Consider the following 16434-nt stretch of genomic DNA (forward strand, 5'->3'; position numbering starts at 1 on the left):
CGCTCGATGCAAGGTGCTGGAGGATCCGTGGACCTGTCCCTGTCGACCGAGACCGTAGGCGACCGTACGGTTGTCCGGGTCGGTGGCGAGATTGATGTGTACACCGCGCCCAAGCTGCGTGAGCAGCTGGTCGAGCTTGTCAACGACGGCAGCTATCACCTCGTCGTGGACATGGAGGGCGTCGACTTCCTCGACTCCACCGGGCTCGGCGTCCTGGTCGGCGGGCTGAAGCGCGTGCGTGCCCATGAGGGTTCGCTGCGGCTGGTCTGCAACCAGGAGCGCATCCTGAAGATTTTCCGTATCACCGGCCTGACCAAGGTGTTCCCGATCCACACCTCGGTCGAGGACGCGGTGCAGGCGACCGACTGACGGCCGGGTGGCGGTCGGTCGGCGCCGGATGGCGGCCGCCCGCCCGTCGTACGGCCGTGGTGCCGCACGCGTACAGCCGCACAGCCACATAGCCGCGCCGGGGGTGACGGGCTCACGGGCCCGGCCCCTCCGCGAGTTCGCCCTGTGTTCCGGCAGTGGGGACGAGGGCACGTACCACCGAGGGGGATGGCATGGCCACCGTCGAACTGCTCTTCAGCGCCCTTCCCGAGCATGTCCGCACGGCCAGGCTCGTGGCGGCCGCGGTGGCGCGCCGGGCAGGGGTGGACGAGGCCGTGCTGGACGAGGTCCGCCTCGCCGTCGGCGAGGCGTGCTCACGCGCCGTGAGCCTCCACCGGAGCCATGAGATCGCCGGCCCGGTGAAGGTGGTGCTCACGGAGGACGAGAAGAAGTTCTCCATCGAGGTCGCCGACGACGCCCCCCACCCCGGTGTCATGGCCGCGACGGCCGCTGCCGCGTCCGGTTCCGCCGCCCCCGCCGGCTCCCCGGCGTCCTCCGCTTCCGCCGCCCCCGCCACGCCGGACGACAGCGGCGTCGACAGCGAGGACGACATGGGGCTCGCCGTGATCAGCGGCCTGGTCGACGACGTCGAGGTGACGGCGAGCGAGACGGGCGGCCTGATCCGGATGAGCTGGCCGACGACATCGTCGTCCGTGGCGCCGTAGTCCGGCAGCCGCTTCGCGCTGTAGCGCGGGCCTGACGCCGGTCGTAACCGTGCGTCGTCGACTGGGGCGGGGACGCCGCCCTTGTTCCTTTTCGCGCCCTTGCGCTATGCCGGTTCTTCACCGGCCGGTCGATGAATGATCGATTCTTCGGAGATCCTCCGGGGAACAATTCTTGATCTTCACCATTCCACCCGATGGGCTCCGCATGGGCTCGGTTCGCGAGAAGTCTCATTCCGTTTGCCGCGCTCTGTTTTGATCTCGCCATGCTCCCTACAATCCGTCCATCTTGAGCTCAGGACGCCTGAGCGTGGCGGCTGGACGAATGGTCGCGCGCCCATGTGCCAAACGTCTAAGGAGGACGAATGGCGGGGCCTTTCACCCCTGAACAGGTGGACTTCACTCAACGACTGGCCGTCGAGCTGACCGACGGCAATCGAACCCTCGTCACGGTGATCGCGGTGGTGGCGGCCGCGGCGCTCGTGGTAGCCGTGGTGCTGGTGCGTCAGGTGCTGGCGGCCGGTGAGGGAACCGACAGCATGAAGAGAATCGCCGCGGCGGTGCAGGAGGGCGCGAACGCCTATCTCGCCCGGCAGTTGCGCACCCTCGGCGTCTTCGCCGTGATCGTGTTCTTTCTGCTGATGCTGCTGCCGGCCGACAACTGGTCGCAGCGCATGGGACGTTCCCTCTTCTTCCTGGTCGGTGCCGTGTTCTCGGCGGCCACCGGCTATATCGGCATGTGGCTCGCGGTGCGCAGCAATGTGCGGGTGGCGGCCGCCGCGCGGGAGGCGACGCCCGCGAAGGGCGAGCCGGAGAAGGACCTGACGGTCGTCGCCCACCGGGCCATGAAGATCGCCTTCCGTACGGGTGGCGTCGTGGGCATGTGCACGGTCGGCCTCGGCCTGCTGGGCGCGTCCTGTGTGGTGCTGGTCTACGCGGCCGACGCGCCCAAGGTGCTGGAGGGCTTCGGTTTCGGGGCGGCGCTGCTGGCCATGTTCATGAGGGTCGGCGGCGGCATCTTCACCAAGGCCGCCGACGTGGGCGCCGACCTGGTCGGCAAGGTCGAGCAGGGCATCCCCGAGGACGACCCCCGCAACGCGGCCACCATCGCCGACAACGTCGGCGACAACGTCGGCGACTGCGCGGGCATGGCGGCCGACCTCTTCGAGTCGTACGCCGTGACGCTCGTCGCCGCGCTGATCCTCGGCAAGGCGGCCTTCGGCGACTCAGGCCTGGCCTTCCCGTTGCTCGTGCCCGCCATCGGCGTGGTCACGGCGATGATCGGCATCTTCGCGGTGGCGCCGCGCCGCAGCGACCGGAGCGGGATGAGCGCGATCAACCGGGGCTTCTTCATCTCGGCCGTCATCTCGCTGGTGCTGGTGGCGGTGGCCGTGTTCGCCTATCTGCCCTCCAGCTACGCGGATTTGAAGGGCGTCGGCGACGCCGCCATCCAGGGGCACGGCGGCGACCCGCGCGTCCTCGCCCTGGTGGCCGTGGCCATCGGCATCGTCCTCGCGGCCCTGATCCAGCAGCTCACGGGCTACTTCACCGAGACCTCCCGGCGCCCCGTGCGGGACATCGGCAAGACGTCCCTGACCGGCCCGGCGACCGTCGTCCTCGCGGGGATCTCCGTCGGCCTGGAGTCCGCGGTCTACTCGGCCGTGCTGATCGCGCTCGGGGTGTACGGGGCGTTCCTGCTCGGCGGCACCTCGATCATGCTGGCCCTGTTCGCGGTGGCCCTCGCCGGCACCGGGCTGCTCACGACCGTCGGCGTCATCGTGGCGATGGACACCTTCGGGCCGGTCTCCGACAACGCGCAGGGCATCGCCGAGATGTCCGGTGACGTCGAGGGCGCGGGCGCGCGGGTGCTCACCGACCTCGACGCGGTGGGCAACACCACCAAGGCGATCACCAAGGGCATCGCGATCGCGACGGCCGTCCTCGCCGCGTCCGCGCTGTTCGGCTCGTACCGCGACGCGATCGCGACGGCCGTGGCGGACGTGCACGCCAAGGCGGGGGAGCTGGGGCTGAGCCTGGACATCTCACAGCCCAACAACCTGGTCGGGCTGATCCTCGGCGCGGCGGTCGTCTTCCTCTTCTCGGGGCTGGCGATCAACGCGGTGTCGCGGTCGGCGGGCGCGGTGGTCTACGAGGTGCGGCGGCAGTTCCGCGAGCACCCCGGGATCATGGACTACAGCGAGAAGCCGGAGTACGGGCGCGTGGTGGACATCTGCACCAAGGACGCGCTGCGCGAGCTGGCCACCCCCGGTCTGCTCGCGGTTCTGGCGCCCATCGCCGTCGGCTTCGCGCTGGGTGTCGGGGCGCTCGGCTCGTACCTGGCCGGGGCGATCGGCACCGGGACCCTGATGGCCGTCTTCCTCGCCAACTCCGGTGGCGCCTGGGACAACGCCAAGAAGCTCGTCGAGGACGGGCACCACGGCGGCAAGGGCAGCGAGGCGCACGCGGCGACGGTCATCGGCGACACGGTCGGCGACCCGTTCAAGGACACCGCCGGTCCCGCGATCAACCCGCTGCTGAAGGTGATGAATCTGGTGGCGCTGCTCATCGCGCCGGCGGTGGTGAAGTTCAGTTACGGTGCCGACGCCAACAAGGGGCTGAGAATCGCCGTGGCGGCGCTGGCCGTTGTCGTCATCGTCGGCGCGGTCTACGTCTCCAAGCGGCGCGGCGTCGCCGTGGACGGGGACGACGGCGCGGAGCGGGCGGCATCGCCGGCGGACCCGGCGGTGGTGGCTCCGTCCCCCCGGCTCTGACGGCGTCTCAGTCGGAGCGGTACCCCGTACGGAAATGAGCGGAGCACACCGTCCGCACCCCCGCCCAGGTGCGGCGAACGCCACGCCAAGCTTGGTGCAAACGGCTTCAAAAGGGTGCATACGGTGTGCTTGGCTCCCGGCCCTTCGCGAGCGGACGTGTAAGTTCCCGGGCCGAGAGCCATCGAAGGGACCAATCCGGTGAACAAGAAGCTTGTGGCCGCACTGTCCGGCGGGGCGGCACTCGTCCTGACGCTGACAGGCTGCGGCGGCGACGACAGCGGCAACAAGAAGAAGCTGGATGACTGGGCCAAACAGGTCTGCGACCAGATGCAGCCTCAGGTGAAGAAGATCACCGACGCCAACGCCTCCATCGCGACCGTCCAGAACGAGCAGGACTCCAAGAAGATCCAGCAGACCGACTCCGCCGCCTTCCAGGCCAACGTCGACGCGTACAAGGCGCTCGCCGCCTCCGTCCAGAACGCGGGCGCACCGCCCGTCAAGGACGGCGAGAGCAGCGAGAAGAACGCGGTCAAGGCGCTCAACGACCTCTCCGGGGCGTACGCCGAGCTGAAGAAGCGGGTGGACGCGCTGGACACCGGCGACAGGTCCAAGTTCGGCGACGGCCTCAAGGCCATCGCGGGAGACATCGCCAAGCTCAGCAGCCGGAGCGACGACGCGCTCAAGAAGCTCCAGTCCGGCGACGTCGGCAAGGCGATGTCGAGGACGCCGGCCTGCCAGAAGCCGGCGGGCTCCCCGTCGCAGACCAAGAAGCCGTAGCAAACCAAAAGCAGACACAAGAAAACAGACACGAGAAGGCACAGCCGGCGGCCGGGAAGGCGCCGCGGCCCCGGTGCGCCCCCGTTCGGCGCGCCGGGCCTTCGTCGTTCCCCGGTGCCGCCCCCGACAATGGTCCCGTGAGTACGCCCCGCCTTCCCGACGCCGATCCCACGCGCACCGCACGCCTGCGCGAATCCCTGCTGGCCGCCGCCTTCACCGCCGACGGCCTCCTCGACCTGCTCGGCGCCCCCGCCTACGCAGCCCTCGCCCGCAGCGAGACCGTTCCCGCCCTGCGCGCCACCCGCGGGGACGGCCCGCTGGAGACGCTGATCCGGCTCTTCCTGCTCCAGTGCCCCGTCGCGTACGACCGTGCCGCCGCCGCGCTGCCCGTGGCCGACTGCCTCGCCGACGGCTGGCTCGTCCGGGACGGCGACGAGGTACGGGCCACCGTCGACGTCCGCCCGTACGGCGGGCCCGACGGCCAGGACTGGTGGATCGTCTCCGACCTCGGCTGCGCCGTGGGCGGCGCCGGCGGGATCGCCGGGGGCGGTGGCCCGGCCGGGGTGGACCGCTCGGAGCTGGTCCTCGGTGTCGGCGGGGCCTCCACCACGCTCGCCGGGATCACGGTCCGCACGCCCGTGGGCAGCGCCCTCGACCTCGGCACCGGCTCCGGCATCCAGGCGCTGCACGCCGCCCAGCACGCGACCAAGATCACGGCCACGGACCTCAACCCGCGCGCGCTCCGCATCGCGCGGCTCACCCTCGCGCTGTCCGGCGCGCCGGAGGCCGATCTGCGTCAGGGCTCGCTGTTCGAGCCGGTCGCGGGGGAGACCTTCGACCTGATCGTCTCCAACCCGCCCTTCGTGATCTCGCCCGGCGCCCGGCTGACCTACCGTGACGGCGGCATGGGCGGCGACGACCTGTGCCGCACGCTCGTCCAGCGTTCGGCCGACCGGCTCAACGACGGGGGCCACTGCCAGCTGCTGGCCAACTGGCAGCACGTCGAGGGCGAGGACTGGCGCGAGCGGGTGTCCTCCTGGGTGCCGCGCGGCTGCGACGCGTGGATCGTCCAGCGCGAGGTCCAGGACGTCGCGCAGTACGCCGAGCTGTGGCTGCGCGACGCCGGTGACCACCGCACCGCGCCCGAGGAGTACGCGGCCCGCTACGACGCCTGGCTGGCGGAGTTCGAGGCGCGGAAGACCAAGGGCGTCGGATTTGGCTGGATCACGTTGCGCAAAACAGGCAGCGACCGCCCGTCGGTGATCGCGGAGGAGTGGCCCCACCCGGTCGAGCAGCCGCTCGGCCCGTCCGTAACGGCTCATTTCGAGCGACAGGACTTCCTCCGGACGCATGACGACGCGGCGCTGCTCGCGGCCCGTTTCACGCTGGCCGACGAGGTCGTCCAGGAACAGGTCGGGCTGCCGGGCGCGGAGGACCCCGAGCACGTCGTGCTGCGGCAGAACCGGGGGATGCGCCGGGCCACCAAGGTGGACACGGTCGGGGCGGGCTTCGCGGGCGTCTGCGACGGGACGCTCCCGGCGGGCCGGATCCTCGACGCCATCGCGCAGCTCGTCGGGGAGGACGCGGTGCTGCTCCGCGACCGTACCCCGGAGGCCATCCGCACCCTCGTCGAGCAGGGCTTTCTCTCGCCGGCCGGCGACTGACGGCCCCGCCGCCGGCCCCTTGCCCCGCACCGGACCGGGCCCCGGGAAGCCGTCGCCCGACTCATGGGAACGGCGGACGGAGGGGTCGTGTTCGCGTCATGTTTCCGCCGCCCGTCCCGTCCGCCCGGCAGGGCCGGTGCGGCGGGCGGCGGCCGTGGGGCCGATGGGGCCTTCCTGACAGTGGTGTGACGGTCCGGGCGGCAGACAGGACGCTTGTCGGGTTACCGTTCGAGTGGCGTTGCGGGCTTTTTCCGTTTGACACGGGGGCGGGATGTACCGTCACACTCCGCAGCGTCACGCAACGCCCAGACCGAAACACCCACTGAGTGTCGACCGGAAGAAGAGCGAAGTTGTCCCCGACCAGCGAGACCGCACAGGGCGGCCGCCGACTCGTCATCGTCGAGTCGCCTGCCAAGGCGAAGACGATCAAGGGCTACCTCGGCCCCGGATACGTCGTCGAGGCGAGCGTCGGGCACATCCGTGACCTCCCGAACGGGGCCGCCGAGGTCCCGGCGAAGTACAAGGGTGAGCCCTGGGCCCGGCTCGGCGTCAACGTGGACAAGGACTTCCAGCCGATCTACGTCGTCAACGCCGACAAGAAGGATCAGGTCAAGAAGCTCAAGGGCCTGCTGGCCGAGTCCGACGAGCTCTTCCTCGCCACCGATGAGGACCGCGAGGGCGAGGCCATCGCCTGGCACCTCCAGGAAGTCCTCAAGCCCAAGGTCCCGGTCCGCCGGATGGTCTTCCACGAGATCACCAAGGACGCCATCCAGGCCGCCGTCGCCAATCCGCGCGAGCTGAACAAGAAGCTCGTCGACGCCCAGGAGACCCGCCGCATCCTCGACCGCCTCTACGGCTACGAGGTCTCGCCGGTCCTCTGGAAGAAGGTCATGCCGCGGCTGTCCGCCGGCCGGGTGCAGTCCGTGGCCACGCGACTGGTCGTCGAGCGGGAGCGGGAGCGCATCGCCTTCCGGTCCGCCGAGTACTGGGACCTCACCGGCACCTTCGGCACCGGTCGTCCCGGCGACAACAGCGACCCCTCGACCGTGATCGCCCGGCTGTCCTCGGTCGACGGCCGTCGCGTCGCCCAGGGCCGTGACTTCGGGTCGACCGGGCAGCTCAAGGACCGCTCCCAGGTCCTCCACCTGGACGAGGCGACCGCCCGCGGGCTGGCCGCCGCCCTCGCCGACGCGGCCTTCGCGGTGCGCTCGGTCGAGTCCAAGCCGTACCGCCGCTCCCCGTACGCGCCGTTCCGTACCACCACGCTCCAGCAGGAGGCCTCGCGCAAGCTGGGCTTCGGTGCCAAGGCGACCATGCAGGTGGCCCAGAAGCTGTACGAGAACGGCTTCATCACCTATATGCGTACGGACTCCACCACGCTCTCGGACACGGCGATCAACGCCGCCCGGGCGCAGGTGACCCAGCTCTACGGCGCCGACTACCTGCCGGAGAAGCCGCGCACGTACGCCGGGAAGGTCAAGAACGCCCAGGAGGCGCACGAGGCGATCCGTCCTTCGGGTGATCGTTTCCGCACCCCCGCCGAGACCGGTCTGAGCGGCGACCAGTTCCGGCTCTACGAGCTGATCTGGAAGCGGACCGTCGCCTCCCAGATGAAGGACGCGACCGGCAACTCCGTCACCGTGAAGATCGGCGGCCGGGCGAGCGACGGCCGGGACGCCGAGTTCAGCGCGTCCGGCAAGACCATCACCTTCCATGGCTTCATGAAGGCCTACGTCGAGGGCGCCGACGACCCGAACGCCGAGCTCGACGACCGCGAGCGTCGGCTGCCGCAGGTCTCCGAGGGCGACGCGCTGTCGGCCGAGGAGATCACCGCCGACGGCCACGCCACCAAGCCCCCGGCCCGCTACACCGAGGCCTCGCTGGTCAAGGAGCTCGAAGAGCGGGAGATCGGCCGCCCGTCGACCTACGCGTCGATCATCGGCACGATCCTCGACCGCGGCTACGTCTTCAAGAAGGGCACGGCGCTCGTGCCGTCCTTCCTGAGCTTCGCCGTGGTCAACCTGCTGGAGAAGCACTTCGGCCGGCTCGTGGACTACGACTTCACCGCCTCCATGGAGGAGGACCTCGACCGCATCGCCCGCGGCGAGGCCCAGGCCGTGCCGTGGCTGCGCCGGTTCTACTTCGGCGAGGGCCCGGAGGGCGGCGCCGCCGACGCCGGCAACGGCGACGGCGACCACCTCGGCGGTCTGAAGGAGCTCGTCACCGACCTGGGCGCGATCGACGCCCGCGAGGTGTCCTCCTTCCCCGTCGGCAACGACATCGTGCTGCGCGTCGGCCGCTACGGCCCGTACGTGGAGCGCGGCGAGAAGGACTCCGAGGGCCACCAGCGCGCCGACGTCGCGGCCGACCTGGCCCCGGACGAGCTGACCGTCGAGTACGCGGAGGAGCTGCTCGCCAAACCGAGCGGCGACTTCGAGCTGGGCGCCGACCCGGGCACCGGCCACCAGATCGTCGCCCGTGACGGCCGCTACGGCCCGTACGTCACCGAGGTGCTCCCCGAGGGCACCCCGAAGACCGGGAAGAACGCCGTCAAGCCGCGTACCGCGTCGCTCTTCAAGTCGATGTCCCTCGACACGGTGACGCTGGACGACGCGCTCAAGCTGATGTCCCTCCCCCGGGTGGTCGGCAAGGACGCCGAGGGCGTGGAGATCACCGCGCAGAACGGCCGCTACGGCCCGTACCTGAAGAAGGGCACGGACTCGCGCTCCCTGGAGACCGAGGACCAGCTCTTCGACATCACGCTGGACGAGGCCCTGGCGATCTACGCGCAGCCCAAGCAGCGCGGACGCGCCGCGGCCAAGCCGCCGCTGAAGGAGCTGGGCACCGACCCGGTCAGCGAGCGTCCGGTCGTGGTCAAGGACGGCCGCTTCGGCCCGTACGTCACCGACGGCGAGACCAACGCGACGCTGCGCCGTGACGACGACGTCGAGACGATCACCCCGGAGCGCGGCTACGAGCTGCTCGCGGAGAAGCGCGCCAAGGGGCCGGTCAAGAAGACGGCGAAGAAGGCGCCCGCGAAGAAGACCGCCGCCACGGCCAAGAAGGCCCCGGCGAAGAAGACCGCGGCCAAGAAGACGGCGGCCGCCAAGAAGACCACGGCGACGAAGAAGACCGCCGCGGCGAAGAAGACGACGGCCAAGAAGACCGCCGCGGCGTCGGCCGCGGCGGCCGACGCCGAGTAGGCCGGACGGGCCGCCCTTTCTCGGGGCGGCCTGGTCCGTTCCGGTCGGGGCTGGTCCGGTCCATACCGGGCGGGGGCTGGTCCGTACCTGGCCTCGGTGGGTGGCGCCGGGACCCGGACGTAAGTTCGTATATACGTTCGTATTGACAGTCGGCATCCGGACAACTCCGGATAGGCTGGCAGGATGACGCGAGCCGAGCAGCCACCTTTGGAGAGCCCCGTATCCGGAGCACTGGCCGCGGACTCCCGCGAGCGTGCCGTACGGGCCCTGCTGCGCTTCCGTCCGCTGCGGCGGCTGTGGAGCGCCCAGTCCGCCGGGGCCGTCGGCGACGGCCTCGCCGTTTTCGTCCTCCTGCTGCTGGCCCTCCAGGCCACGGTCGAGGCGGGATCCTTCGGCGGCGGCTACCGCGGCGCCGCCTTCGCGATCGCCGCCGTGATCGGCGCGCGGCTGCTGGGCACCCTCCTCCTCGGCGCGGTCCTGCTGGACCCGCTGTCCTCGCTCTTCGCTCCGGCCGGCAAGCTCGATCGCCGCTGGACGATGATCGGCGCGGACGGGCTGCGGTTCGCGCTCCTCGCCGTCGCGCCCCTGTGGGCCGACTGGACCGGGAGCCAGGCCGTCCTCTGGCTGCTGGTCACAGCCTTCGTCGTCGGCGGCGCCGAACGCGTCTGGACGATCGCCAAGGACGGCGCCGTCCCCGCCCTGCTGCCCGCCCCGCCGCCCGAGGGCGGCGCGGTGCGCCCGCTGCCGGACCACCAGGACGCGCTGCGACGGCTGTCGCTGCGCACCACCTACCTCGCGCTGCCCGTCGCGGCGGCCGCGCTCCTCGTCATCACCCTGATCGGCAATCTGCTCGGCTCGGGCATCGACTGGTTCCACCTCCACCAGGCGGCCCTCGGCTCGTTCCTCGCGGCCGGGCTCTTCGCGACGTCCGGTGCGGTGCTCCACCAGCTGACGCTGCCCGCGCTGCCCGAGGGCGTGAAGCCCCCTCGCGCGCGCTCTCCGCTGGAGGGCCTGCGCCGCCCCAAGGCCGCCCACGGCGCCGCCGACAAGGGGCGCACGGGTGCGATCCCGGTGCTCGTCCTGTCCTGCGCGGCCATCGCGGGCGCGGTCGCCGCGGCCGTCGGCGTCGCCGCGCTCCAGGCGGCCGACCTGGGCGGCGGCCCCGTCGGCTTCGCCCTGCTGGTCCTCGCGCTCACCGGCGGTCCGGTCCTGGGCATCCGCGGCGCCCGGAAGGTGCTGCCCGGCTTCTCCCGCCGCCGGCTGCTCGCGCTGGCGCTCGCCCTGACGGGCGCCGCGCTGCTCGCCGCCGGGCTGGTGCCCGACACGACGACCGTGCTGCTGCTCGTCCTGCTGGCGGGCTGCTCCGCCGGCGTCGTCGCCAACACCGGACACTCCCTCCTCGATCAGGAGACCGAGGAGGCCCGCCGGGCCCGCAACACCGAGCACCTCCACGCGGTCGTCCGCCTCACCGTCGCCCTGGGCGCGGTCGTGGCGCCCGTCCTCGCCGCCGTCATCGGGCCGCACCGGCTCGTGTCCGGCTCCTTCGTCTTCGCGCACGGCGGGGCGGCGTTCACGCTGATGCTCGTCGGCGCGCTGCTGCTGCCCGTGGGCGCGCTCGTGCTGGGCCGCACCGACGACCGGCACGGGGTGCCCTTCCACCGCGACCTGCTGGACGTGGTGCGCGGCGGCGACCCCGCCGAGGGCACGGCCCCCGCCGGCTTCTTCATCGCCTTCGAGGGCGGCGACGGCGCCGGGAAGTCCACCCAGGTGCGGGCGATCGCCGAGTGGATCCGCGCCAAGGGCCACGAGGTCGTCGTCACCCGCGAGCCGGGCGCCACGCCCATCGGCAAGCGGCTGCGCGCGATCCTGCTGGACGTCGCGTCGGCCGGCCTCTCCGACCGCGCCGAGGCGCTGCTCTACGCGGCCGACCGCGCCGAGCACGTCGCCTCCGTCGTACGGCCCGCCCTGGAGCGCGGCGCGGTCGTCATCAGCGACCGCTACATCGACTCGTCCGTCGCCTACCAGGGCGCCGGGCGCGACCTCTCGCCCACCGAGATCGCCCGGATCTCGCGCTGGGCCACGGACGGGCTCGTCCCGAACATGACGGTGCTGCTCGACGTCTCGCCCGAGACCGCGCGCGAGCGCTTCACGGAGGCGCCGGACCGGCTGGAGTCCGAGCCGGCGGAGTTCCACCAGCGCGTCCGGACCGGGTTCCTGACCCTGGCCGCCGCCGACCCGGCGCGGTACCTCGTGGTGGACGCCGGGCAGGAGCCCACGGCCGTCACCGAGGTCGTCCGCCACCGGCTCGACCAGATGCTGCCGCTGTCCGCCGCCGAGATCGAGGCCCGCGAGGCCGCGCGCGCGGCCGCCCTGGAGGCGGCGCGCCAGGCGGCCGAGGAGGAGGCCCGCCGCAAGGCGGAGCGGGAGGCGGCGGAGGCCGCCGCGCGTGAGGCGGAGGCCGCCGCCCGCAAGGCGGAGGAGGAGCGCCGGCGGGTCGAGGAAGAGCGCCGCAAGGCGGAGGAGGCGCGGCTGGAGCGCGAGCGTCAGGAGCGGTTGCGCGCCGAGGAGGAGCGCGCCCGGCGCGAGGCCGAGGAGGCCGCGCGCCGTGAGGAGGAGCGCCGCGCCCGCGAGGCCGAGGAAGCGCGTCAGCGCGCGGAGGAAGAGCGCGCCCGCCGTGAGGCGGAGGAGCGCGCCCGCGCCGCCGAGCAGGAACGCCTGCGAGAGCAGGCCGCCGAGGAGGCCCGGCTGCGCGCCGAGGCCGAGGAACGGCGCCTGGAGAAGCAGCGCAGGGCGGAGGAGGCCCTGCTGAAGGCCGAACAGGCCCGGGTGGCGGCGGAGGCCGCGACGGCGGGGGCGGCGGAGGCCGCCGGGGCGGCTGGTGTGGCGGAAGCCGGTGCGGCGGAGGCCGGTGCCGGGGCGTCGGCGGGTGACAGCGGCGATCGCGATTCCGTACGTCCGCCCGTCGTGGGGACCGCTGCCTTCCGCAAGGGCGCCAAGGGCGCCAAGGACACCGGCGACGCGCCGACCGTCGAGACGCCCCGGCCCCCGGCCGGCTCCGACGATCAGACGGCCGTGCTGCCGCCCGTCGTTACGCCGATGCCGCCGACCCCGCGCGTCACCTGGGGCGTCGAGCCGCAGGACGCCCCCCGTGGCCAGGGTTCGGAGTCGGAGGAGACGGCCGTCCTGCCGAAGCCGCCTGCGGGGCCCGCGCGGCCCGCGCGGGCGGAGCGGTCGGAGAACCCGGTGGACCGGGTGCCCGACTGGCTCTTCCGCAAGGACGACGACGTCGCCCCGGAGGTCGAGCGCACGCGTGAGCTGCCGCAGGTCGACGAGGAGGATGAGGGCGCCGATGGGCCCGGCCGCCCCTTGCGGAAGGCGCGGCGCCACCGCCCCGAGTGGGCGGACGATGCTCCGACGCTGGCGGACGACCTGCTCGGTAAGCGGGACGCCGACGGCGGCGAGGGTAAGCGGCGCTAGGGGCTCCGCCGGCGGCGGAGCGGGCCACTTGCGGGCCGGTGGGGGCTGCTCGCGCAGTTCCCCGCGCCCCTTACGAGGCGCTGCGGGCTGGGCGCGCCACGCGGCGGTAGCCGCATATCGACACTGCCCCGCGCCCCTTGCGGGGCCCGACCTGTCAGTGCCGTGGCCCACAATGGGAAGCCGCAGGACCGGACGGCGCGCGGAGGACAACCATGGCGGTGTGGGACGACCTGGTCGGCCAGGACCGGGTGATCGAGCAGCTCTCCGCTGCCGCGCGGGACGCGGACGCGCTGGTCACGGTCGCCGGGACGGATCCCTCGGCGGTAGCGGAGGCGACGGCCGCCTCCCGGATGACGCACGCGTGGCTGTTCACGGGCCCGCCCGGCTCCGGCCGGGCCACCGCCGCCCGTGCCTTCGCCGCCGCGCTCCAGTGCGTCAGCCCCGACCGCGCGACGGGCGGCGCCCCCGGCTGCGGCTTCTGCGAGGGCTGCCACACCACCCTCGTCGGGACGCACGCGGATGTGGAGATCGTCCGTACGGACCTGCTGTCCATCGGCGTCAAGGAGACCCGTGAACTGGTCCGCCGGGCCCAGCTGTCGCCCGCCGGCGGCCGCTGGCAGGTGATCGTCCTGGAGGACGCGGACCGGCTCACCGAAGGCGCGGGCAATGTGCTGCTCAAGGCCGTGGAGGAGCCCGCCCCCCGCACGGTCTGGCTGCTGTGCGCACCCTCCCTGGAGGACGTGCTGCCGACGATCCGCTCCCGCTGCCGGTCCCTGACGCTGCGTACGCCGCCTACGGCGGCGGTGGCCGACATCCTCGTCCGCCGGGACGGGATCGAGCCGGAGCTCGCGGTCCGGTCGGCCCGCGCCACCCAGGGGCACATCGGCCGGGCCCGCCGCCTGGCCATGGACGAGCGCGCCCGGGCCCGCCGCGCGGCCGTGCTGAAGATGCCGCTGCGCGTGGCCGACATGGGCGGCTGCCTCAAGGCGGCCCAGGAGCTGATCGACGCCGCCGCCGAGGACGCCAAGCAGGTCGCCGAGGAGGTCGACACCAAGGAGACCGAGGAGCTGAGGGCCGCGCTCGGCGCGGCGGCGGGCACGGGCGGGCGGCTGCCGCGCGGCACCGCCGGTGCCATGAAGGAGCTCCAGGACCGCCAGAAGCGCCGCGCGACCCGCACCCAGCGCGACAGCCTCGACCTGGCCCTCACCGACCTGACCGGCTTCTACCGCGACGTGCTCGCGATACAGCTCGGCTCGCGCGTCGAGCTCGCCAACGACGACGCGCGGGACGCCCTGGAGCGCATCGCGCGCGGCTCCCGGCCCGAGGCGACGCTGCGCCGCATCGAGGCGATCAGCGCCTGCCGGCAGGCGCTCGACCGGAATGTGGCGCCGCTGCTCGCCGTCGAGGCCATGGCGGTCGCGCTGCGCGCCGGCTGAACCGCCCGCTGTCGTACGGGGTGTCATACCGGGTGCCGCGCCAGGTGTCGTCCGGGCGCGGTCCGTCCGGGTGACAGGGACCGTGACAGGTGCCTCGTCCGGGTGATGGGGGGAACGGGTGAGCTGGGCCGGGGAGGGTGAGTAGTACGAGGAATGGCGGGCACACCGCAGGTTGGGTGATTCCTCACTCGTATGAGGACTAGTGGGCCGTAAGGCTGGCCAAGCCGGGTATCCGTCCGGATACGCTCCGTATGCCCGCGTGGTCCTGTGCATGTCGCATGTCCGTATGTCCTACGGATGTCCGAACGCCATACGCCCACCTGTCTCCCACATCGAGGGGCCAGCCGATGGACACCAGTCGCCTGTTCCGCACCTCCGGCACGCTCGCCGCGACCGCGGCACTGCTGATCTCCGCCGCCGTCTCGGGGACCGTGGCGACGGGCGCGGCGGCGGCCAGACCGCGGCACATGGGCGACCCAGGCTCCTTCGCCTCCCTCCTCCCACCCGAGGCGGCCGACGAACAGGCGGCGCCCCCCGAGCTGGCCCCGCTGCCCGCCGCCCTGCCGCGCGCCCTCCGGCCGTACTACGACCAGAGGCTCGCCTGGCACTCCTGCGGCGGCAAGCGCGCGGACTTCGAGTGCGCCACCCTGCGCGCCCCGCTCGACTACGAAGCCCCCCGCTCCTACGAGGACGTGAAGCTCGCCGTCTCCCGGAAGAAGGCCACGGGCCCCGGCAAGCGCCTCGGCGCCCTGATGGTCAACCCCGGCGGCCCGGGCGGCTCGGCGATCGGCTTCCTCCAGGAGTACGCGGCCTCCGGCTACCCGGCAGCCGTCCGCGACCGGTACGACATGGTCGCGATGGACCCGCGCGGCGTCGCCGCCAGCCAGCCCGTCACCTGCCTCTCCGACAAGGAGATGGACGCCTACGCCCAGGTCGACACCACCCCGGACGACCCCGCCGAGGTCCGCGAACTGGTGGCGTCGTTCAAGAAGTTCGCCCAGGGCTGCGCCGCCCGCTCGGGCAAGCTGCTGGGCCATGTCTCGACCGTCGAGGCGGCCCGCGACATGGACGTCCTCCGCGCGGTCCTCGGCGACGACAAGCTCCACTACGTCGGCGCCTCGTACGGCACCTTCCTCGGCGCCACCTACGCGGGACTCTTCCCCTCCCGCGTCGGCCGGCTCGTCCTGGACGGCGCCATGGACCCCGGCCTCGACGCCCGCCGGATCAACCGCGACCAGACGGCGGGCTTCCAGACGGCCCTGGCCTCCTTCGCGGCGGACTGCGCCCAGCACGAGGACTGCCCGCTGGAGGGCGGCCGCCCCGATGTCGCGGGCGTCCGCCTCAAGCAGTTCTTCGACCGGCTCGACCAGCACCCGCTGGACACCGGCACCTCCCGCCGGCTCACCGAGAGCCTGGCCACCACGGGTGTGATCTCCGCCATGTACGACGAGACCACCTGGCCCATCCTCCGCAAGGCCCTCCACAACGCCCAGACCGGCGACGGCGCCCTGCTGCTGCGCCTCTCGGACCTCTACTACGAGCGCGACCAGCGCGGTCACTACACCAATCTGATGCCCGCCAACTCGGCGGTGAACTGCCTCGACCTCCCGCCCGCCTTCCGCGGCCCGGCCGCCGTCCGCCGTGCCGTCCCGGACTTCGAGAAGGCCTCCCCGGCCCTCGGCGCCAGCTTCGCCTGGTCCGCCCTGAGCTGCGCTTATTGGCCCGTCCGGGCCACGGGCGGCCCCCACCGCATCCCGGCCCGGGGCGCCGCCCCCATCCTCGTCGTCGGCACCACCCGCGACCCGGCGACGCCCTACCCCTGGGCCCGTGCCCTCGCCTCCCAGCTCTCCTCCGGCCGTTTGCTCACCTACGACGGCGACGGCCACACCGCCTACACCCGGGGCAGCCGCTGCGTGGACGGCGCGATCAACGACTACCTCCTCACGGGCACCCCGCCGCCCGCCTCCCGCAAGTGCTCCTGACCTGCGGGATTCCCCCGCGGACGACCGTGTACGGAGCACCCCTGGAAACTGTGTAGACTTAGGCGCGCTGCACAC

General features: G+C 72.7%; 9 protein-coding genes. All 9 read left to right on the forward strand.

Features of this window, described 5'->3' with window-relative positions; genetic code table 11:
* Window positions 1–27 precede the first annotated feature (27 nt).
* The 9 genes from bldG (at window position 28) to RM609_RS27500 (ending at window position 16359) form a co-directional block, all read left to right on the forward strand.
* Window positions 28–369, forward strand: coding sequence for an anti-sigma factor antagonist BldG (gene bldG / locus RM609_RS27460; protein WP_030367299.1), 342 nt, complete (start codon window positions 28–30; stop codon window positions 367–369).
* Window positions 370–560: 191 nt separating this feature from the next.
* Window positions 561–1052 (forward strand): ATP-binding protein, encoded by a 492-nt coding sequence (locus RM609_RS27465; RefSeq protein WP_311614264.1) that lies wholly within the window; start codon window positions 561–563, stop codon window positions 1050–1052.
* A 362-nt stretch (window positions 1053–1414) separates the two neighbouring features.
* The gene (locus RM609_RS27470) at window positions 1415–3820 is read left to right on the forward strand and encodes a sodium-translocating pyrophosphatase (protein WP_311614265.1); all 2406 of its coding nucleotides are present in this window, start codon (window positions 1415–1417) and stop codon (window positions 3818–3820) included.
* Between the two features lie 198 nt (window positions 3821–4018).
* Complete coding sequence (locus tag RM609_RS27475) at window positions 4019–4597, forward strand: small secreted protein (protein ID WP_311614266.1); 579 nt, start codon at window positions 4019–4021, stop codon at window positions 4595–4597.
* A 137-nt stretch (window positions 4598–4734) separates the two neighbouring features.
* Window positions 4735–6261, forward strand: coding sequence for a DUF7059 domain-containing protein (locus RM609_RS27480; RefSeq protein WP_311614267.1), 1527 nt, complete (start codon window positions 4735–4737; stop codon window positions 6259–6261).
* Window positions 6262–6611: 350 nt separating this feature from the next.
* Window positions 6612–9464 carry a type I DNA topoisomerase gene (topA, locus tag RM609_RS27485; protein ID WP_311614268.1) on the forward strand — a complete coding sequence of 951 codons (2853 nt, stop codon included), beginning with the start codon at window positions 6612–6614 and terminating at the stop codon, window positions 9462–9464.
* A gap of 183 nt (window positions 9465–9647) precedes the next feature.
* Window positions 9648–12941, forward strand: a complete 3294-nt coding sequence (gene tmk, locus RM609_RS27490; RefSeq protein ID WP_311614269.1) for a dTMP kinase — start codon at window positions 9648–9650, stop codon at window positions 12939–12941.
* A gap of 212 nt (window positions 12942–13153) precedes the next feature.
* Window positions 13154–14377, forward strand: a complete 1224-nt coding sequence (locus RM609_RS27495; RefSeq protein ID WP_311614270.1) for a DNA polymerase III subunit delta' — start codon at window positions 13154–13156, stop codon at window positions 14375–14377.
* 347 nt (window positions 14378–14724) lie between these two features.
* Window positions 14725–16359 (forward strand): alpha/beta hydrolase, encoded by a 1635-nt coding sequence (locus tag RM609_RS27500; protein ID WP_311614271.1) that lies wholly within the window; start codon window positions 14725–14727, stop codon window positions 16357–16359.
* The last annotated feature ends 75 nt before the right edge of the window (window positions 16360–16434 follow it).

This window comes from Streptomyces hesseae (genome assembly GCF_031845785.1).
Taxonomy (GTDB): Bacteria; Actinomycetota; Actinomycetes; order Streptomycetales; family Streptomycetaceae; genus Streptomyces; species Streptomyces hesseae.

Coding starts and splice junctions, on each gene's coding strand:
- RM609_RS27465 (WP_311614264.1), top strand. CDS start 561: ATGGCCACCGTCGAACTGCTCTTCAGCGCCCTTCCCGAGCATGTCCGC.
- RM609_RS27470 (WP_311614265.1), top strand. CDS start 1,415: ATGGCGGGGCCTTTCACCCCTGAACAGGTGGACTTCACTCAACGACTG.
- tmk (WP_311614269.1), top strand. CDS start 9,648: ATGACGCGAGCCGAGCAGCCACCTTTGGAGAGCCCCGTATCCGGAGCA.
- RM609_RS27495 (WP_311614270.1), top strand. CDS start 13,154: ATGGCGGTGTGGGACGACCTGGTCGGCCAGGACCGGGTGATCGAGCAG.
- RM609_RS27500 (WP_311614271.1), top strand. CDS start 14,725: ATGGACACCAGTCGCCTGTTCCGCACCTCCGGCACGCTCGCCGCGACC.